This window comes from Ammoniphilus soli (assembly GCF_040813775.1).
The window spans coordinates 260445-281935 of record NZ_JBEGDL010000006.1; the positions used below are offsets into that span (position 1 = coordinate 260445).

Here is a 21491-nt window from a genome sequence, read left to right on the forward strand (position 1 = left end):
TCTATGACCACATCTTACCACTTTGACGAAGTTGCTAGACTTCCCTTACCCGGAGATAATGTCGCCGTTGCCACGCGCCAACTGGATGCCGGGACGATCATTCACTATCAGGGCCAAGACCTGAGCTTGGATTACACCGTCATGGAAGGCCATCGCTTTGCCGTGAAGGCGATTTCTCCAGGTGAACCGCTGCTCTCTTGGGAATTACCCTTTGGTGTGGCTCTGCAACCGATTGAGCCAGGCCATTATGTGATCAATAACGGGGTGTTGGAAGCGCTGCGTGTGCGTTCGCTGGAATTTGCGCTGCCGTCGGCGCCCAATTTTACGGATCAGATTCCACCTTATGTTCTTGACGAGGAAAATTTCCAGCCGGCTCCAGCCTTGCCCGCTTACCCGGATACACGCACCTTCCTCGGTTTTCGGCGCAGCGAAGCACGCGGCGTTGGTACCCGCAACTCTATTGTCTTGCTGGGCACCTCCTCCCGCACGGGGAGCTATGTCAAGCAGCTTGCCGCTCGTCTCCAGGGCGAGCTGAAGCACTATCCCCAAGTGGACGGGATTGTTCCTGTGGCCCATACCGAGGGGGGAGCTGAACAACCGAATAACCTCGCCCTATTGCTGCGCACGTTGGCCGGATTTATCGTGAATCCCAACGTGGGTGCCGTATTAATCGCAGACTATGGGACGGAACCCGTGACTAACCAAATGGTAGAAGCGTACTTGCGCGAACATAACTATCCATTAGATGACGTGTTCCACCAGTTCCTATCCATCCAAGGCGGGTTTGAGGATAATCTAGCCAAAGGGGAAGCGATTGTAAGAGATTGGCTGCCAACGGTCAATGCCATGGAACGGACCCCTGAATCCATTAGCCATCTCAAGATTGGGTTGCAATGCGGCGGCTCCGACGCCTTTTCCGGCATTTCTGCCAATCCGCTGCTGGGCTGGATGGCGAAGGAAATGATCCGTTACGGCGGCGCTGCCAATCTGGCTGAAACCGATGAATTGATTGGCGCCGAGCCTTATGTCTTGCAGAAGGTGCGCGACGTTGAAACCGCCCGCAAATTCTTAAATCTCGTAGAGCAATTCAAGGAGCGCACGGCTTGGCATGGGGCTAACGCGGAAGGAAACCCATCCGGCGGAAATAAATATCGCGGCCTATATAACATTTACCTCAAGTCCATTGGCGCTGCCCGCAAGAAAGACCCGGATACTCGCCTGGACTACGCCATTGACTATGGTGCGCCTATGAAAGAATCCGGATTCTATTTTATGGATAGCCCCGGTAATGACCTCGAGAGCGTGGCTGGGCAGGTGGCTTCAGGCTGTAACCTGATTTTCTTCACGACAGGCAACGGCTCGATCACCAACTTTCCTTTTGTGCCGACTCTGAAGGTCGTGACCACGACGCGCCGCTTCGAGCTGCTAGCCAATGATATGGATATCAACGCCGGTCAGTATCAAGATGGCCTGTCCATGGATGAATTGGGTAAGCAAACTTTTGAACTGACATTGCAAATTGCCTCCGGTCAGCGCAGTGTGGGGGAGAAGGCGGGCCATGCCCAGGTGCAGATCTGGCGCAACTGGCGGCAAACCGATGCGAGCCGGCTGGAAACATTGCTCCAGGCAGCCAAGCCAACGGGGGAACCGATCGCGGTTCGAACGGATGGAGTCGCGCTAAGCAACCCTATCCGCATCACCCGAGCCAGTGATTCCATCGGCTTAATCCTGCCCACCAGTCTTTGTTCCGGGCAGGTGGCGAATAAGATAGCGCAGCGGCTGAATAAGCAGGGGATTGGACAACCCGAGCATCTTTCCCAGTTTGTAGCCTTGGCTCACACGGAAGGATGCGGGAATTCGGCCGGTCCATCCGAACAGTTGTATGCTCGCACCATGGTGGGCTATATCACCCATCCGTTGGTCAAGCATTGCCTATTGCTGGAACACGGCTGTGAGAAAACCCATAATGACTTTATGCGTCACCAGATGGAGGAGATGGGTGTAGACCCGAGCCGACTTGGCTTTGCCAGTATTCAGCTTGACGGCGGAATTGAGAAGGTGACGCAGAAGGTGGAAGCGTGGTTTGCTGATCAATTGGCAGCCACTCAACCCACTGCGAAGGAAACGGTCGGGCTAGAAGGATTGCGCATTGGGATCTTAAGCGATGGTTCCGTTCCGGACCCGGCTGGGGAACAGTTGGCCATGCTGACAAAAATGATTGTCGGCGCAGGCGGCATGGTGGTTGTCCCTGAGAACAGCGGGCTGCTTTCAATGCCTTCTTACAGGGAAAAGGTATTGACCTCTACGAATGTCCCTCCGTCTTTGGCTTATGGCGAGCATGCCCGCCAAACGGGTTTCCACATCATGGAAACCCAAACGGAGCATTGGGTGGAGACCGTCACGGGCTTAGCAGCCACGGGCGTAGAGCTAATCATCGCGCTGGTGAATCGTCAGCCGATGCAGACGCATCCATTCGTGCCTATGCTGCAAGTGGCTTCAGAGCCGGCTATGCAAGAAACCTATCGGAACGATTTGGACCTATTACTCACCGGCGACCCCACCGCCTGGACAGAGCAGATTCTGGAGCGCTGCAAGCAAACCATGGAGCATAGCTATACTCCGCGGCTGTATCAACAGGGTAACGTCGATTTTCAATTCACACGCGGTTTCCTGGGCGTTTCGTTGTAAAAGATTAGGTCTAGGAGCTGAATGTATAACAAAAAAAGAGTATGAGTCTTGGTCTTGGACTTATACTCTTTTTTTATGATTACATACAAGACCGATTTCTGCAGTGTTGGAGGGGGAATTCGAACCACAACGTTCATTGTCATTACCCTTTCTATTCTAGCCTTTATGAGAGGTCGGAATGAGGTAAAGGTATTTAAGCGGGAACTGCATCCGGAAGATATCATCAAGTCTTTTGTTGTTTTTTTTGTCGCCATTGCCTTAGTTATTATAGCTATTATTTTACTTATGGTTATTGAATCCTTTTCATTAATAGAAGTCGTTTTCGAGGTTTGCTCCGCTTTCGGCACTACTGGGTTATCCATGGGAATTACGCCTGAATTAAGCACTGCAGGAAAGCTAATCATTATTTTTTAAATGCTCGTGGGGAGAATCGGGATTATCAGCTTTTTGTTCTTACTCAAGAAAGAAGAAAGAAAAGCAGAATACCACTATCCAAAAGAAAGAATCATTATTGGCTAGCCAATGCGAGCTAAACACATGAAATCAAGAATAGTTTTATTTGGAGCCGCCAGTATTTCATTAGTTCTAGCCGTTATTTCTGTTACCTATCCTACGATGAAGTTTCTTCATCCCTTTACTTTCATTTTACCGCCGTTAATTATCTTAGGTATTTTACTGTGCTACGAAGTTGAATCGCATTGATTTAATCGGGGTGATGAAAATCGTTAAAATGATCAGAAATTTGGCGAAAACGGAGTTTATCGATGTATTTTTAGTGTAAAGCAATGAAAAAATCGGCTTCCTCTCGGGGAGCCGATTTTTTAATGACCAGTATACAACGAAAATGAAATGAAAAAACCGAGGATGCCTTGGAGCAAGGTTCACTTTAGAAGAAGTGCAGCTATTCCAACATCCCAAATGAGGGATAATCTTCACTGCGCCTCCCTTGCAAGTTTTGGCTTAGCTCCATTAGTTCCATTTCTAACTCTTCAAGGAAACGAATCGTCTCTACGTGACCTTGAATAGATGAGAAATTCAAGATGGCTTCCTGAATCAGAGATTCCGCATCGGCAATTCGTTTTTTCACCTGTTCCTCATTTCCCTCGTCCACTTTTAAATGACCAAGTAGATCCGAAAGCTCTTCTATATTGTCTGATTGGTGTTGTTGTGAAAATTGTTCTATACGACTTTTTACGTTTTCAATGGGATTCATCATGAAATCCTCCAGTTTTCGGTATGATGGTTGCAAAATCTCCTATCTGTACATTCCTTATGAAGAGTTATCATCTTATTAGATTGCTCGTGTATCCTTTGGGATATTCAGTTCAAGTTTAAAGATGTACAACAACGAGAAAAGCTGACAATACTAACATCACTATTGCATTGATCGCCATAAACGGTTTATGTTTCGCTCTGAAAAGGTGTGCGTGGATCGCGCCAAGCATAAGAAGGACAAGCAGGCCCCCCGGTTAACATCATCAAAAGGAAAACTATAGTTTCATCGCCGCATACGCCTCAGAAGTGCTTGTTTCTTGTGAAGTCGGGAATGGTTCGTTTATTCAGGATATCTAAAGGAGGGAAAGAGTTAACGGTTGACATATTAGGGGAGGGACACATTTTCGGTGAAATAGGATCCTTTACAACAGGTTCAGTAAATATGTTTGCGGAAACGCTAGAGGACTCGTACATTTGTACGATAAACAAATTCCAATTTGAATCAATCATTACCGCACATCCGGAACTAGGACTGAAATTTATTGAGCTTGTTGCCTTGCGTTTAAAAGAAGTCGAGGAAATGCTTGAACTGATGGCATATGGAAGCGTAAGAAAAAGACTCCTTTATTTACTTTATAATGTTTGTCAGAAGTTTGGGAAGCAACAGTCGATTCATGCTAAACAGGAATCAGGCCAAAGCTGGGTTCAGTTAGAGATCAAACTCACCCATCAGGAATTAGCCAGCATGGCCGGCACCATTCGTGAAACCGTATCCGATCATTTAAAAGATTTTGTTTCCGAAGGGATGATCAGCAAGGCAAGTATGCGAAACCCATTATCCGTTCGTCCAGATCGGGTTTTGAAAGCGTTAGAAGACTGCGGCTGAAAAAACTTGCCGTTACAATAGGATATATTAAAAGCTAGCTACTCGAGCTATTATCTATCGGCTCACCGAAGAACAGACCCAAAAACGATGGGAAAATCATGCCTTAAATGAGAAAAAGAAACGTGGTGTGAAGGTTGCTGTGTCCTGCAATCACAGCGATTTCATGAACATTATGTCCTTTCTCTAATGCATTAGTACAAAAGTAATTTCAAGCCATGAAGCGAGATTGAGGGTGGCAACTTTTTCACTGTACTTGGCAAACGATTTAAAGATAGTTAAAAGGTAAAAGCCTATATTTCGTGGTAAAAGCCCCCGTTTACTCCTTTTTGCATAGGTTAAAACGACAAGACCTAAAGGGGGAATGTAAATCTATGGATAAGTTTAAAAAAGAACTCGAACAGTTAAGCGTTGACGAGTTTAGGGAAAGTAATTTAACGACTTGGGAAAATCAAGGTCGCCAGTCCGTTTATAGTGGTTGGCATTGTCATCATTGCCATCACTGTCATGCTCAGTATCATTGCCATGCCCATTGTCATCATTGCCATGCCCAGTATCATTGCCATGCCCATTGTCATCATTGTCATGCCCATTGTCATCATTGCCATCATTGCCATAAGAGTTCAGGTAATAATAAATAGCTGTAACAGAAACTGTGGTTTACTTAGGAGGAGCAGCGGCCCCTGCATAAACAAGTATTTGCTTTGCAGGGGTTCTTCTTTACACCATGATGAAATAGGACAAATAGGAAGTACATAGGATAATGGTAAATATATGGCGCAGATTTGAGAATTGCCCATACGAGGAGGAACGGCATGAATTTGAACCCTTCAATGCGTCTAAAAGTGAAAAGGGACACTTTTTTTATCCCTGATCCAAACGGCGGTGTGTACTTGCGAAACAACTTATGTTCGTTCCGTATAGAAGGCAGGGCGATCGATCAGTGGATTGAAAAACTGTTACCGCTGTTCAATGGGGAGCGCACGTTGGGGGACTTAACAGACCGATTGCCGGATCGACACCGGGACCAGGTGTATAAAATCGCAGAAATGTTGTACAAAAACGGCTTCGTTCGTGATGTAAGCCAAGACCGTCCGCATCAAATGCCAGATGAGGTACTCCAAAAGTACGCTTCTCAGATTCAATTATTGGAAAATTTAATCGGTGATGGAGGGTACCGTTTTCAGTCCTATCGCCAGGCCAAAGTTTTAGCTGTCGGATCTGGCCCATTTTTTGTTTCGCTGGTTTCGGCATTGCTAGAATCAGGATTGCCCAAGTTTCATATGTTGATTACGGACTCAGTACCAACGAATCGGCAGCGTATAGAGGAAATAGAGGCGCATGCTCGTAAAGCGGATGCCGAGGTGGCGCTGGAGGAGGTCACCTGGCAGAAGGAGGGCATCCGTCCTTGGCGGGAGGTTATTCAACCATTTGACTGGATTATGTATGTGTCACAAGAGGTTGATTTCATGGAGTGGCGGACTCTTCACGCGGTTTGCAGGGAGGTGAAGAAGGAGTTACTCCCAGCCATTGTTTTGCAGCAGGCGGGTCTAGCGGGTCCGTTGGTGCACCCGGATGCTGAAGGATGCTGGGAGTCGGCGTGGCGCCGTATACACCGATCCGCCATTTGCAAGGATCCGAAGTTGCACATCTTTTCTCCCACAGCTGGAGCGATATTGGCGAATGTAATCGTGTTTGAATTGCTAAAAACGGTTACTGGTGTGACAAAATCGGAACCGAATCATCAATTTTTCCTGCTGGATCTTGAAACGCTAGAAGGGAACTGGCACTCGTTTCTACCTCATCCTCTCGTGACCCGACGTGCGAAAGCAGAATGGGTTCAAGATCTCGATCTGTTGATCGAACAAGGTTCGGGCAGAAGGGAGCCGATCGGATTGCTTCCTTTCTTCAGCTTATTGACATCGGCGGAATCAGGGATTTTCCATACTTGGGAGGAGGGCGATTTGAAACAGCTTCCTTTGGCTCAATGCCGTATTCAGGTAGCCGACCCGCTGTCGGAAGGACCGGCAGAGCTTTTGCCGGATATGATCTGCACAGGTCTGACGCATGAGGAAGCGCGACGAGAAGCCGGGCTGACCGGAATGGAAGCTTATGTGTCACGAATGGTTAGTCTGCTCGTTGCTAACCTTCCCACCTATCCAAAAGCATGGATGAGGATGGTGGACCCGCAGGAATTTATCTGCGTCGGAGTGGGAGAAACGGTTGTTGAAGGGATATCCCGTAGTCTACAAAAGTGTTTGACCGAGAAGCTGCGCAGGATGCAGGTGAAGCAAAAGCCTTCTGTTTTTCGGGTGCAGTTGAGTGAGGTAGAAGACGAACGCTGTCTGTTTTATTTGAAGGCATTAACCACGATGCAAGGAGTTCCGAAGCTCGGCTTGGGTGAGGAAGTGTGCGGACTCCCTGTGGTGTGGGTCGGTACGGGCGACCGCTGGTATGGCAGTGTAGGATTCAATGTGACAATGGCGGTACGAAGGGCGTTGCAACATGCACTCTCAATGGCACAAAACAAAGCGGCGTGCCTCACGACACAATCGTTGGAGGCTTCGTCTGTTCTTCTGGAAGAAAAGAGGCCGCAAAGTCTTGTCATTCCAGCGAGTGAAGAGACGACACAATCGGAGATCTTGCAATCCGCCTTGCAGGTCTTAAAACGAAACCACATGCGGCTGTTGGTCTGCGAACTGGCGCTGGAACTGTTTGGGAAAGAGGAACTGGCAAGAGTGTTTGGCGTGTTGTCGCGAGAGGAGGAATCCCAGTGAGCGCTATCGTGGTGGTCATCGGAGAGGGATTGTTGGCGGACTTTGTGCACGGGGAACTTTCCGCCCAGTACCAGGTCATTTGTCATCCCGATTTAAGGGGAGGAGTACCGGAAACAACGGATTTAGCTCTGGTGTTACACGATGCATGGCATCCCTCCGTTCATCACGAGGCGGAAGAGGTGATGCAATCAACTGGCATCCCTTGGCTTCGCGGCTTCGTTTCGTTTGGCGCAGGCGTGATCGGGCCACTGGTCCGCCAGGGAACGCCGGGATGCTCCCAGTGTGCGGACTTGCGACACCTCATGGCGGGACCGGACCGCACGGAGATGCGGGAACTTCAACAGGGGCTGGCGACTAACGGAGGAATCACGCGTGACGCCTGGGCATCGCGCACTGGCCTTTTGCAGATGGCTCATCTGATTGTGGCGGAGACACGGAGGGTGTTGCAACGCAGACCGGCCCACTTGGAAGGACGGATATTTTTGATTAACCTGAAAACGCTGAAGAGCTCACATCACTTCTTTCTGCCCGACCCACTGTGTTCCGTTTGTGGTCAATGGCCTGATGATTCTCTTATTGAGGCCCGAATTTCGCTTCAACCAAGTCCGAAGATCAACGCCGACAGTTTCCGCTGCTGTTCGATCGATGAGCTGAAGGAAGTTCTAGTCAGAGATTATCTGGACTATCGGACTGGCCTTTTAAATGGGAAAAGGCTTGATCTCTTATCTCCGTTTGCCGATGCGAGTGTGAATCTGCCGTTATTCACAGAAAATGTAGGAACAGGTGGTCGGACTCATTCCTATGCAGAAAGTGAGTTAGCGGCTATTTTGGAGGGCTTGGAGCGTTACTGCGGTCTTGCACCCCGTAGCAATCAGGAGGTGATCCACGACAGTTTTCGCAATCTGTCAGATCAAGCTCTCCATCCAGTCAAGGTAGGATTGCACGCGAGGGAACAGTATGCTCAGCCTGGTTTTCCGTTTAAACCGTTTGAGCCTGACTGTTCCATGAATTGGGTATGGGGTTATTCATTTTTGCAAGAGCGACCCATTTTAATACCGCAGTGGCTTGCCTATTACAATTCGGGTTGCGGGGATGGCTTTGTCTTTGAAACTTCCAACGGATGCGCATTAGGGGGAAGTTTGGAGGAGGCTATTTTTTATGGCATTTTAGAAGTAGTAGAACGTGATTCATTTCTGATGACTTGGTATGCGCAATTACCTGTCCCGCGAGTTGACCTCTATTCCGCTAACGACCCGGAATTGCGGTTGATGGTTCATCGTTTGCAGTCGGTAGCGGGATATGATCTGTATTTGTTTAACACTACGATGGAGAATGGGATTCCAAGCGTTTGGGTGGTAGCGAAAAACAAGAAACAAAAGGGAGTGAATCTCATCTGTGCGGCCGGATCTCATCTGGATCCCATACGGGCGGTGAAAAGCGCGATTCATGAGTTGGCCGGCACGATGCTGATGCTTGATAAAAAATTTGAGGCAAACCGAGGGAAAGTTGAGCGAATGCTGCACGATCCGTTCCTAGTGCATCAGATGGAGGATCATTCCATGCTGTATAGTTTGCCGCAAGCGCAGGAGCGCATGCAATTTATGCTGGATGAAAATCGTCCATTGCGGACCTTTGACGAGGAGTTCAAGCGGAAGGCAAGGCATGCGGATCTGACCGATGATCTGAAGGATATTCTCCAGGTGTTTCGCCGATTGAACCTCGATGTAATTGTGGTGAACCAGACGAGACCGGAAATCAGTCGAAATGGACTGCATTGCGTGAAAGTGCTGATTCCTGGGATGTTGCCGATGACGTTCGGACATCACTTTACTCGCCTGACAGGACTGGAGAGGGTCTTGAGGATACCCATGGAACTCGGGTATGTGAAACAGCCACTGACGCTTGAACAGCTCAATCCACATCCACATCCGTTTCCATAACCGTCCAAGGAGGGAGAAGGATGAATCTGGAGACATTTATCCACAATCTGCATTTTGATATTGACAAGATCAGACCGCTGGACTGGGAGGTGGATTGGGATGACGCTCCACTTGCGTATAAGCTTTACCGCGGCTTGCCTGTGTTTCCGCTCTCTCCAGAACCGCCGCTGACGATCGAAGAACGAGAAGCGCCCGTGAAGCCAGACCTTCGTGAAATTGGTCATTTTCTTTGGTTCGTATTTGGGCTCACTCAATTCTGCCAGTCCGCCTATTCCATGGATTCCACAGAAGAAAAGGTGGGCCTGATGCAGTTATCCCGGCGGTTTGTACCCTCCGGTGGGGCGTTGTATCCAAACGAATTATACGTGTATCTAAAAATAGTGGAGTTGCCTACCGGGGTATACCATTATGATGTGGCACATCACCGAATGGTATTGATACGTGAAGGCAATTTCGATTCCTATCTAACTCAGGCTCTCGGGCATCGCTGTGAGGTGTCAGCTTGTTTTGGTACTGTTTTTGTGTCGACCATGTTTTGGAAGAACTTCTTTAAATACAATAACTTTGCCTACCGTTTGCAGGGGCTGGATGCTGGCGTGCTGATCGGGCAGTTACTGGAAGTAGCCAAACGGTTTGGCTTCGCAACGGGGGTGTACTTCCAATTTCTTGATCGGGCCGTTAACCATCTGCTCGGGCTGTCCGAACAGGAGGAAAGCGTGTATGCAGTTATTCCATTATCGATGGAGCCTGAGGTCACTTGGTTTGCTACCGGGAATGCCAGAGACGAGACTGTCTCTGCCACCGAATTGAGCAGGAAGTTGACAGCGGTTCAGCATCATCACTATGTCCGGTCGCAGAGAGTCTTGGAGTATCCGATGCTGATCAAGATGAATGAGGCGTCCCTGCTGGAATCAACGAGATCGTTTCGACGGCTTGAGGGGGAAAAGATCGTTAACTGTGAGGGACAGACGGTGACTCTGCCCCACGTGAACCGAATATCGTATGAACTGGTGTCGGTCTGCAGAAAGCGGTATTCGCCGGGGATGGACTTCATTTTGGGCAAGATAAGTCAACGGCAACTCTCTACCTTGTTGCAAGGGGCGATGGCTTCCTTCTCGTATCGAAATGATTTGGATGGAGCCCAAAAAAATCCCGAGCCACGCGTCTCGCTTTATGGCTGCTTGTATGGTGTGGAAGGGGTTCCGGATGGTGCTTACCACTATGACAGTACTGCTCATGCCTTGCGGGAGAGGCGTCTCGGAGATTATCGGCTCTGGCTGCAGCAGGGAATGCCTATACAAGATATAAATATATTCCAGATTCCTCTTTGTCTGCATGTGATAGGATACCGGCATCACCTCAAAACGGCACTGGGGTACAGAGGATATCGTATCCAACAGATGGAAGCGGGCATGCTTGTGCAACGTCTACTTCTGGCATCGTCCTCCCTTGGGATGGGGGGGCACCCGCTCCTTGGATTTGATGTAAGGTTGTGTGATGAGATCTACAAAATAGTTCCACAAGGAAAAACCAGTCTGATCCAAATCGCGATCGGTCCATATCATCCTCCCCCCCGGTTGGAGGGAAGCTTGCATGGATAGGAAGGCTATGAGTGAAAGCTCTGGATTTGTAAAGCAGATGAGTGTTGGGTGGATGCGGCCATGGATGTGTTCCAAGGATAGATAAAAAAATCGATCAGTAAGCAAAACGGAGATGTCATTCTTCCATGAATGGCATCTTTTTATTTAAGTTGCGAGGGACGGGAATCGAGACTTCATAAGGCTAATCGAGCCTCAGCCTTGGTAATATCGTGACTAAGTTTTTTATATCTTCATATTTTCATCAAATTTAATGGGTATAATGACGTTGAATAAATTCGATAGCTGAGGAGAATTCAATGACTGAAAGAAAAGTCAATATCATGGTTGTTGATGATGAACCCAATATGCGATCTTTAATCAAACCTTTTCTTGTGAAGCAAGGTTGGGATGTAATCGAAGCGGACTCAGGTTGTTAGGAATTACGGTTTATTTGGTTGTTCGCAGGCTAATTCGAAAAAATAAGGTCGAAGATCAACCATTGATGATATTAAAGGAGCGTTACGCAAAGGGTGAAATTACCGATGACGAGTATCAACAGAAACGGAAAGTATTAGACAGGGGATAACTTTTAGTGTTTGTTTAACGAAGGGAGAATGAAAGTGTTTAAACGAAATGTTATTTTATCAGTCCTTGGTTCGATCAGTATTGTATTATCGAGTTGCGCAGCAAGTGAAAAGGAAGGGTTGCCGAATGCGGAAGCTAAACCGGAATCCAGCCAGGATTCGGTCGAACTAACTCATGTGCATGGATTGGGTTATTCAGGTGACGGAGAGCAAATCATTATTCCTGCCCACGATGGTCTCCGAATCTATTCCGATGGTCATTGGCACGTTCCTGAAGGGCCCAAACATGATTATATGGGATTTTCCTCAGTAGATAACGGCTTTTATAGCAGCGGACATCCGGAACCGGGATCTGATTTGAAGAACCCGTTTGGAATTGTAAAAAGCTCAGATCAAGGGATAAACCTTGAAATATTGGACCTTCATGGAGAAGTGGATTTTCACGAGATGGCGGTGGGCTACAAGACACATGCAATTTATGTGATGAACCATGAACCCAATTCCGAAATGAAGGCTCCTGGATTATATTACACCCAGGATGAATCCAAAACCTGGAACAAAAGTGACATGAATGGTGTGGAGGGAGAGCACTTTGTGCTCGCTGTTCATCCTACCGAAGAATCCATTGTCGCTTTAGGTTCTGAAAAAGGTTTATTTATATCAAAAGATTATGGACAAAACTTTGAAAAAATAGGGTCCAATCAGGTAACAGCCCTACAATATAACCTGAAAGGCGATTTATATGTTGGCGGATATAACGGGCAGGCGCTTTTGCTTCAGTTGGACGGTAGCTTGAACCAAATAAAAGAATTTAATATTCCACCTTTAGAAAAGGATGCGGTCGCTTATTTCGCCGAGAACCCTAAGAATGAAAAAGAAATGGTGTTTGCCACCTATAATAAAAATGTATTTTTAAGCCAGGATCAGGGAAACACATGGGAAAAGATTGCGGATCAAGGCGAAGGGGAATCGAATGAAGGGGATGGACATGACCACGAACATTAAGGTCATGCTCAAATAAAGAAAATTTTAATCTTATCCATTTTAGCTGCAACGATGGTGTCGGTTGCGAGGCAAGCGGTATGGGTATATGATGCAAATGATGGATGACGAAAAACATGGGTAAAATGATGGATGCTATGAATCCACCGGAAGGACAAGGATGGTCAAGGCGTGCCATAACTTTATAGATTCCTACAAAGAAGAGGACCATTCAAATCAAAAGATCAATGCAGAAGCTACTTCCCTTTAGGGGGTAGCTTTTCCATTGAATAGCTAATGGTACAGAATTTATTCGGGAAGTGTTGATATGATTGTAAAACAAAGAGTGATTTTATGGTTGATGATGGCTTTGCTTATCGGACTATATCCTTTTTCTGCAGTATTTGCTCATTCTCCCCTTATCAAAGTTTCACCTCAAGGTGGACAAGAATTAGAAACGCCTCCTTCGGTCATAGAGCTGTGGTTCAAGGATGCGGTTGAACTCTACCAGGAATCTATCATTGTCAAACACGAAACGGGTGTGGAGGTTCAAAAAGGGAAGGCAGTTGTTGACCCCAAAGATCCTCGACATGTATCCCTTTTTCTGAAGGAAGATGTCCCGTCTGGATCCTATCAAGTTCTTATCGAAGTCTTAGGAATTGACGGACATCCCATTCGGGAGAACTATCAGTTTGAGGTCGCAGAGCCTAAGCTTACGGGAGAGGAAAGGCTTGAGCAATTGAAGCTGGACCAAGCGATTCCAGGTGACGGAACCCTTGTCAAAACCAGTCCGAAACAAATGGAATTATGGTTTACTCAGCCAGCTCAATTGGAGGTTTTTGGTCTTTTTAACGATAAAGGTGGAGTCATCCTGACAGATGATCCTAAAGTGGATCCCGAAGATCCCAAACATTATACAGTAGCCGTGAACGACGACTTACCCAAAGGTACCTATACCGCAAGTTGGTATGCATCGATCGGAAACAGGAGTAAAAATGGTCTGTTTTATTTTGCGGTGGAGGAAGTAACTTCTTATGCACCAGAAGGAGGGGTGTCTACGACACACTTCTTTGAAGGGATCGGGATGGGGCAATTGGCAAACTGGCTCCTATTCATTAGTCTTCTTCTTTTATTTGGTGGGGAATGGTTCCGATCCGTCATCACAAAAGAAAACGGCGATTCTCTCAGATGGAGCAAAGTTTCGCTGTGGCTGTACGGGATGGGGCTTGCTGGATTTTTCATCCTATTCAGCAATCTATGGATGAAACTCTCGGAGGTATCGCTTAGAGAATTCCTTTCATCCCGAAGCATTTGGATTCCGTTGATCCAATTCATTTTATGGACGATCGGCTACACCATTGCCAAAGGCAGGTGGAAGTTATTTTTCTTTGGATTATCTCTGTTCATGTTAGCCTTATCCGGACATTCGGTATCCCCGCTTTATGGAGGGGGTCGCGGGATCGCGGTCGATGCGATTCACTTGTTTGCTGTATCCATTTGGATGGGCGGCCTAGTTGCCCTTTGGGTAATGAAACCAAAGGAAGGACGAGTGGAATGGCTGAGGGAAACCGGACGCGTGTATTCGAAATGGGCGTTAGGGAGCGTATTGGCAATGATTCTAACGGGGATATGGATGATGTTTACCTACATTCCGACGTTTTCCTTTGAAAGTTTTATGGAAAGCCGATGGGGGAAAATGATTTCGATGAAGGTAGTATTACTCACCGGGATCATTGCCATGGCGTACTTTCAACGAAATTCTTTGAAACAATGGTCGCCTGAAATGTTGAATCCGTTTTTCCAAAGGATCAGGATTGAATTACTGTTTGGCTCATTTATTTTAGTGGCTGCCGCTATCCTGGTAGATTTGTCTCCTAGTGCGGCGGAGCAAGGTGTTTATCCTAACAAAATGACTCGTGGCGGGATCACGGCTCATGTGAAGATTACCCCCTTTGAGATAGGCGCGAATGACATCCTGGTTCAATTTGAAAACCAGTCGGAATTGAAAGAAGTCTACACTCAACTTTCCATGGCGCCGATTTGGAAGATTGAACGCCGTGCCTTTTCGATCGGTGAAGGTCAGTATAGGCTAACGGGAAATTTATTGCATGGTGCAGGAACCATTTTTATGGACGTGATTGCTGTAAAGAAAGATGGAGAAAAAGTCAGATTCCCCTTCCGATTAGAAGTTCCCGGTGAAATGAGTGATTGATGAAAATCAAAAGGAGAGGAGGGAGAAGGTATGGAGTGGTATTTTCAAATTAGCCAAATCCTATCTTATTTAAGCCAACCCTTCACGAATATGTATTATACCAATAATCAAATGCCTCTGATCGGTGCGTTATTATTGGGGATTGTTGGAGCCTTAGCCCCGTGCCAAATTTCCGCCAATTTAGGGACCCTTTCATACACCTTAAATCGAATGGGGAAAGGGGAGAGGTGGTACGGGCAAATCATGAGCTTTTTTCTCGGTAAAACGTTGGTTTATTTTTTGTTAGGATTCTTTGTCATCTGGATTGGAAAAGAATTGGAGGAAACGACCATACCCATTTTCCAGATAACCCGAAAGATTATGGGTCCCTTATTTTTAATATCCGGACTTTATTTCGTTGGATTGTACAAGTTTAAAGGGATTTTCACGGAAAGGTTTTTGAAATACGAAAGATTCATTGAAAATATGAAGGGAAATAAACGCTGGTTCTTGTTAGGCTCCTTATTGTCTTTAGCCTTTTGTCCGACCATGTTTTTACTCTTTTTTGGATTATTGATGCCATTAGTTATAAATACCACAGGATACGGATTTTCTTTACCTTTTGTATTCTCGATCGGAACATTCATGCCGGTTCTCTTCTTTTTGGGGCTTGCCTATGGATTGGGATGGGATAAAAGTTTGGCAAAGAATTCGAAGAAGATTGGAAAGTGGATACAAATCCTGGCTGGGGTGCTCCTCATCCTCCTTGGGATCAATGATACTATTCTTTATTGGACTTTATAGAACTTCGTCATGAATTGTGAAGTATTTTCATAAATTTGTGCTGCTGTTTTAACCGTTTGGTGTAACCAAAATTACGGTTTAACTATCGGGATCAAAGCTTTACGTATTCCGCGGAAGGTCAAAAGTTTAATAGAAAGTAGTCAAATGCAAAGGGCTTCGCCATCAAAGTAAAGGATGGGTTGAAGCCCTTTCCATTTTTTGAAGCACTATTTTAATGAGTAGTGATGAATTCTAAGCATTCTCTAGCATAATGTAAACAGACCTGTGCGCAATGTTGAGAGGCTTAGTCTGGGATTATTCATCATAAGGCTATTTGTTTAAAGCCATCCTTCTTGGATGGTGATTTCGTTAAATTGGGCAAAATAATCAAATAATCATTTGACCGTATTCGTAACAAGGAATAATATATAATCAAACGGATATTTGAGTGAGAGGTGATTGAATGACTAATAATAACGAACAAGATTGCTGCGAGATATTTTGCTACGATGAGGATAAAGTTAATCGACTCAAGGAAGGTCTAAGCCAACAGGATACCCTTTCCGTCGCCAAAATATTTAAGGCGTTAGCAGATGATACACGAGTTAAAGTAGCCTATGCGTTATCTCAAGAAGATGAGCTTTGTGTATGTGACGTAGCTAATATTGTGGGAAGTACCATGGCAACAGCATCCCATCACCTTCGGTTACTTCGAAATATGGGATTGGCTAAATACCGAAAAGAAGGCAAATTGGTATTTTATTCTCTCGATGATGAGCATGTGAAACAACTCATTCAATTAGCCTTTCTTCACCACAAGGAGGTGTTATCGACCAATGGAACAGGCACAATCTCAAAATAAAACGACTTACCGTGTTCAAGGATTCACCTGAGCGGGTTGTGCTTCTCGGTTCGAGAAGAACATCAAAGAAATTTCAAGTGTACAGGATGCTAAAGTCAATTTCGGTGCATCGAAAGTAACCGTCTTTGGAGAGGCAACCATAGAGGAATTAGAGAAAGCAGGGGCTTTTGAAAATTTAAAAATTACACCAGAAAATGCGAAAGAACCACAGGTTCAAGTTCCATTTTGGCGACAAAAGGAGAATATAAATGTTTTAATTTCAGCCTTATTTTTATTTGCTGGATGGCTGGCTGGGGAAAATTACGGAGAAGAAAGCCTATCATCCATTTTGCTTTATGTCGCATCCATCCTTATTGGTGGGTTCAGACTATTTAAAACCGGGTTAGTGAACCTGTTCCGATTGCAATTTGACATGAAAACCCTTATGACGGTAGCTATTCTAGGAGCTGCTGCCATTGGAGAATGGGGAGAGGGTGCCACGGTTGTAATCCTCTTCGCCATCAGTGAAGCGCTGGAAACCTACTCCATGGATAAGGCTAGACAATCCATTCGCTCGCTCATGGATATTGCCCCCAAAGAAGCCCTGATTCGCCGTGGAACTGAAGAAATGATAGTTCCGGTGGATGAAATCCAGCTTGGCGACGTCATGATTGTGAAACCGGGTCAAAAACTTGCGATGGATGGAGAAGTTGTAAAAGGAGCATCTACCCTAAACCAAGCTGCCATTACGGGTGAATCTGTTCCAGTTGCTAAAGGGATGGGGGATGAAGTCTTTGCCGGCACATTAAATGAAGAAGGATTGCTCGAAGTTAAAGTGACCAAACAAGTGGAAGATACAACGATAGCCAAAATCATCCATTTGGTCGAAGAAGCCCAAGCAGAGCGTGCACCATCTCAAGCTTTCGTAGACCGTTTTGCTAAGTATTATACCCCAGTGATCATGCTCATTGCTTTGTTAATATCCGTTGTGCCTCCTCTCCTAATGAGTGCGGATTGGACGGATTGGATTTATAGAGGGTTATCCGTTCTCGTGGTTGGATGCCCTTGCGCCCTAGTTATTTCAACGCCTGTGTCGATCGTCACGGCGATCGGAAATGCAGCTAAGAATGGGGTTCTCATCAAAGGTGGGGTTCACCTTGAAGAAGCTGGCGCATTGAAGGTCATTGCCTTCGATAAAACGGGTACATTGACCAGAGGAATTCCGGAAGTAACAGACTTCGTGAATGTCGGTGGCAAAGATGAGAAAGTTTTATTAGGAATAGCTGCTGCCTTGGAAAAAGGCTCACAGCATCCCCTAGCATCAGCCATCTTACGCAAGGCGGAAAATCAGGGTATTGATTTTAATGCGATACAGGTGGATGAATTCTCGTCTATTACCGGAAAAGGAATCAAAGCGAAAGTGAATGATGTTCTTTACTATGTTGGAAGCCCAGGGTTGTTTGAAGAACTTTTAGTTAATGGGATAGAACAAGATACAAGAAATCAAATCGAGACTCTTCAGAAACAAGGAAAAACGGTGATGGTTTTAGGAACTGAACAAGAAGTGATTTCCTTAATCGCTGTAGCTGATGAGGTACGTGAAAACAGTAACGAAGTGATTCAAAAACTTCACGAATTAGGCATTAATAAAACCATCATGTTGACAGGGGACAATCAAGCGACCGCCCAAGCCATAGGTCAACAGGTAGGAGTTGGTGAGGTTCAAGCGGAGCTTTTGCCACAAGATAAGTTGGAATTTATTAAAAAGCTCAGAAGTGATGGAAGCGGTGTTGCGATGGTCGGTGACGGTGTGAATGACGCTCCTGCATTAGCGGCATCGACGGTCGGCATTGCAATGGGTGGAGCCGGAACAGATACCGCTCTGGAAACCGCTGATATTGCTTTAATGGCAGATGATTTAAGAAAACTTCCGTTTACGATCCGATTGAGCCGAAAAGCTCTACAAATTATTAAACAAAACATTACCTTCTCATTAGCGATCAAAGTTGTTGCGCTTTTACTCATTATTCCTGGTTGGTTGACTCTGTGGATGGCGATATTTGCGGATATGGGAGCTACACTGATCGTTACATTGAACGGATTGAGATTACTTCGAGTGAAAGATTAAACAACAAACGCCGATATCATCAAAGTCCGATGGTATCGGCTTTCTTATTCACAGGAAGGGTTGATAGGGTGAATACTCAGTGGAATAAGATCATTTATAGAATTTGGTCCCCATTCTATGCTGTACGGATATTAGGGGATAAGAATCCTGTTAAACAATTACAATGCTGACTATGCATTTGTTATTGAAATAAAATAAATAATTCGATTGTTACGCATCGAGGGCTGCTGCAGCAGTCCTCTTTTTATTGAAGCATTGGGCAGAAATGTTGAGTAACGATGATATAAACCAATCATTTGAAAAGTATACTTATCTTTTATTGGTTTACCGTTCTTTGTTTATCTTGGTATCACCAAATTAAACAGTTGGACTTACATTAAGTCATTCCTTGTTTTGATTGTGATAGGCATCCTTGTAAAAACCATAGTGGATTTGACGGTCATTTTCTATATAAATGATCTTCAGCAATTTTTTGATAACACTAGAAGTTTTATCGAGGATTATATAATTAATATTAATATATTGAAAATTAGAACGAAATAAAATATAATCATCTTGTCACATAACTGGCATGCCACATGCCAAGAGGGGTTGACTAGTACAGGCGAAATTTTTGCTATTGTACTAAATCGTCAAGGGTATTACATACTGAAAATTGAGAGGGAAAAGGAGAGAGAAGATGTAATAATTATTAAAGTGTGATACAAACTTTTTAACGTGCGGATCGATAACATGGGGTAAAAGGAAGGTTAGATCATGCAAAGATCACTCAAAACGTTGTCTAAAATGAGAAGTATTCCATTTGAATTTTCCATTTCATGGATTCTGCAGATCATGTTAAACTTGTCTTTAATATTTCTCGCTCTAATATTAGCATTTTTGCTTGCAAGTGAACTGTTTCATTTCGGATGGGAATTGTTCTTAAAAAGGAAAATTGAGTTTCATGAATTTCTTGAGGAGATTTTGGTTTTTTTTCTTTATTTTGAATTCATTTCTATGATCGTAAAGTATTTTAAAGATAATTACCATTTTCCTCTACGGTATTTTATTTATATTGCCATCACCGCGATGGTAAGGTTGATTATTGTAGATCATAATAGTCCTATGGATACGTTAATTTATGCGGTGGTCATTCTAGTGCTAATCATCGGTTATTTCATTATTAATTTTACCCCACGGGAAAGACCCGAAGGATTTAATTATAGCAAGTAAGGAATCACACTTTAGTCGGGTTGCGTCCGGCAGTTCAGCTTTTGTTCCGCTGATATGAACGAGGCCTCTGTTGCTTCTTTTTAGTTGCTGAACTATAGCGCGGATTGGTGCAATAACAATTAATAAAGCACGTTTTATTAGCTTTGCATAATTATGTAATTATTGGGAATGGTAAAATCATCTGAACGATTAATAAATGGTAAGTGAAAGTCAATGAAAGTTCAGGCCAAATGGTGATCGATGCCGACCCGAAAATTAATAAGATGGCTGGTAAATTTAAGCACACCACTGGACGATATATAAAATAAATTTTAGAAATTGATTCATCAAGAATATAGGAAATTGGCGGACAAACATTCTCCATAAATGGTTCCTTATATTGGAGGGGTACACTTGAAAACACAACATCGTACCAGATTAACAGCTCCGGAAATAGCTAATCTTTGGACTCAATATATGAATGATATGGCGGCCATTTGTTTCTCTAGGTATGCACTTGCGAAAATTGAAGACGAGGATATCCGATCACTATTTCAGTTTGCAATAGAGTTATCAGAACGTCATGTGCAACGGATTAAGGAGTTTTTCAAACAGGAAAATTTTCCGCTTCCTCAAGGATTTAATGAGCAGGATGTGAATACTGATGCTCCACGTCTTTTTGACGATGCTCTTTTCTTAAATTATCTGTATGTTATGTCATTGCACGGTATAGATGGATATGGAGCGTCTGTGACAACTTCTATACGTTCAGACATTAGAAAGTATTTTATTAAGTGCAATATGGAAGGTATGATTCTTTATCATCGAATTATGGAAACTATGCTGATAAAAGGTCTAATGGTTCGCCCTCCATACATCAATCCACCGGAATTAGCAACTTTTGTTAAACAACCTGATTTTTTGGCAGGCTGGATCGGAAAACGACGGCCTCTAACTTCTATTGAAATTAATAGCATCACTTTTAATATGATTAAAATGAATCTGCATGGAACGTTAAAGATTGCATATAGTCAAGTTGCTAATTCAGAACAAGTTCGCAAGCATCTGTTGAGGGGACTAGATATAACAAATAAGCATCTTGAGATATTCAAATCGCTGCTTAGTGAGGATCATCTTAATTCCCCTATCTCTTGGGAATCAATGGTCACGAACTCCACGACTTCACCTTTTTCGGATAAATTAATCATGTTCCAAATCCAGATGTCTACTATAACAACGATAGCATTTTACGGGATAGCTTTATCGGTATGCGCAAGAAAAGACCTCGGTATGCATTATTTGCGTCTTATGGGTGAGGTCGTGGACTTTGCTAAAGATGGATCGGTCCTCATGATAAAAAACGGATGGATGGAGGAGCCGCCAACAGCGGATGACCGTGTGGATTTAGCGAAAATGGAAAAGTAACCCAAAGAGAATATTGGTTAAATTTTTTGCCTTTTATAATCTGAAGAGCTTTTCACATAGAGTTCTTTTCTTCAAGTACGGAGATCAATAGTTGAGGGAAGCAAGACTAATATTGTGTTCATGAAAGAGTCTAACTTTCTTATGGTTGGACTTTTTCTATTCATCCACAAACATATTTCTTGATTTTTTGGAAAAAATATACACTACACAATATGGATTTAAGGAATGCAGGGGGATACAAGGAATGAAAACTGAACACAACATTAGACTTACTTCTTCTGAAA

General features: G+C 44.7%; 15 protein-coding genes and 1 pseudogene. 15 read left to right on the plus strand and 1 reads right to left on the minus strand.

Annotated features, from left to right (window positions below):
* Window positions 1–3: 3 nt before the first annotated feature.
* Both ABLT31_RS15030 and ABLT31_RS15035 read left to right on the plus strand, forming a co-directional pair.
* Window positions 4–2688, plus strand: coding sequence for a UxaA family hydrolase (locus ABLT31_RS15030; RefSeq protein ID WP_367752914.1), 2685 nt, complete (start codon window positions 4–6; stop codon window positions 2686–2688).
* A gap of 102 nt (window positions 2689–2790) precedes the next feature.
* A pseudogene (locus ABLT31_RS15035) lies at window positions 2791–3207 on the plus strand (potassium transporter TrkG); the annotation flags it as partial.
* Window positions 3208–3589: 382 nt separating this feature from the next.
* On the opposite strand, the gene ABLT31_RS15040 reads toward ABLT31_RS15035, so the two are convergent.
* Window positions 3590–3904, minus strand: a complete 315-nt coding sequence (locus tag ABLT31_RS15040; protein ID WP_367752916.1) for a hypothetical protein — start codon at window positions 3902–3904, stop codon at window positions 3590–3592.
* A 276-nt stretch (window positions 3905–4180) separates the two neighbouring features.
* Here ABLT31_RS15040 and ABLT31_RS15050 point away from each other — a divergent pair, with 276 nt between their 5' ends.
* The 13 genes from ABLT31_RS15050 (at window position 4181) to ABLT31_RS15110 (ending at window position 21207) form a co-directional block, all read left to right on the plus strand.
* Complete coding sequence (locus tag ABLT31_RS15050) at window positions 4181–4789, plus strand: Crp/Fnr family transcriptional regulator (protein ID WP_367752971.1); 609 nt, start codon at window positions 4181–4183, stop codon at window positions 4787–4789.
* Window positions 4790–5260: 471 nt separating this feature from the next.
* Window positions 5261–5545 carry a hypothetical protein gene (locus ABLT31_RS15055; protein WP_367752918.1) on the plus strand — a complete coding sequence of 95 codons (285 nt, stop codon included), beginning with the start codon at window positions 5261–5263 and terminating at the stop codon, window positions 5543–5545.
* 56 nt (window positions 5546–5601) lie between these two features.
* Complete coding sequence (locus ABLT31_RS15060; RefSeq protein ID WP_367752920.1) at window positions 5602–7563, plus strand: putative thiazole-containing bacteriocin maturation protein; 1962 nt, start codon at window positions 5602–5604, stop codon at window positions 7561–7563.
* Window positions 7560–9503, plus strand: coding sequence for a TOMM precursor leader peptide-binding protein (locus ABLT31_RS15065; protein WP_367752922.1), 1944 nt, complete (start codon window positions 7560–7562; stop codon window positions 9501–9503). Before ABLT31_RS15060 ends, ABLT31_RS15065 begins: the two co-directional genes overlap by 4 nt.
* Window positions 9504–9523: 20 nt before the next feature.
* Window positions 9524–11104, plus strand: coding sequence for a SagB family peptide dehydrogenase (locus ABLT31_RS15070; RefSeq protein WP_367752924.1), 1581 nt, complete (start codon window positions 9524–9526; stop codon window positions 11102–11104).
* A 409-nt stretch (window positions 11105–11513) separates the two neighbouring features.
* Window positions 11514–11669, plus strand: a complete 156-nt coding sequence (locus ABLT31_RS15075) for an SHOCT domain-containing protein (protein WP_367752926.1) — start codon at window positions 11514–11516, stop codon at window positions 11667–11669.
* Window positions 11670–11703: 34 nt separating this feature from the next.
* A complete protein-coding gene (locus ABLT31_RS15080; protein ID WP_367752928.1) occupies window positions 11704–12672 on the plus strand; it encodes a F510_1955 family glycosylhydrolase in 969 nt (322 codons plus the stop codon).
* A 322-nt stretch (window positions 12673–12994) separates the two neighbouring features.
* Complete coding sequence (locus tag ABLT31_RS15085) at window positions 12995–14860, plus strand: copper resistance protein CopC (protein WP_367752930.1); 1866 nt, start codon at window positions 12995–12997, stop codon at window positions 14858–14860.
* Window positions 14861–14890: 30 nt separating this feature from the next.
* Window positions 14891–15643, plus strand: a complete 753-nt coding sequence (locus ABLT31_RS15090; RefSeq protein ID WP_367752932.1) for an urease accessory protein UreH domain-containing protein — start codon at window positions 14891–14893, stop codon at window positions 15641–15643.
* 442 nt (window positions 15644–16085) lie between these two features.
* Entirely contained in the window at window positions 16086–16484 is a 399-nt protein-coding gene (locus ABLT31_RS15095) for an ArsR/SmtB family transcription factor (protein WP_367752934.1), read from the plus strand.
* Window positions 16459–18591, plus strand: a complete 2133-nt coding sequence (locus ABLT31_RS15100; RefSeq protein WP_367752937.1) for a heavy metal translocating P-type ATPase — start codon at window positions 16459–16461, stop codon at window positions 18589–18591. Before ABLT31_RS15095 ends, ABLT31_RS15100 begins: the two co-directional genes overlap by 26 nt.
* A gap of 786 nt (window positions 18592–19377) precedes the next feature.
* Window positions 19378–19803 carry a phosphate-starvation-inducible protein PsiE gene (gene psiE / locus ABLT31_RS15105; RefSeq protein WP_367752973.1) on the plus strand — a complete coding sequence of 142 codons (426 nt, stop codon included), beginning with the start codon at window positions 19378–19380 and terminating at the stop codon, window positions 19801–19803.
* Between the two features lie 393 nt (window positions 19804–20196).
* Window positions 20197–21207 carry a DUF3231 family protein gene (locus ABLT31_RS15110; protein WP_367752939.1) on the plus strand — a complete coding sequence of 337 codons (1011 nt, stop codon included), beginning with the start codon at window positions 20197–20199 and terminating at the stop codon, window positions 21205–21207.
* Window positions 21208–21491: the final 284 nt, after the last annotated feature.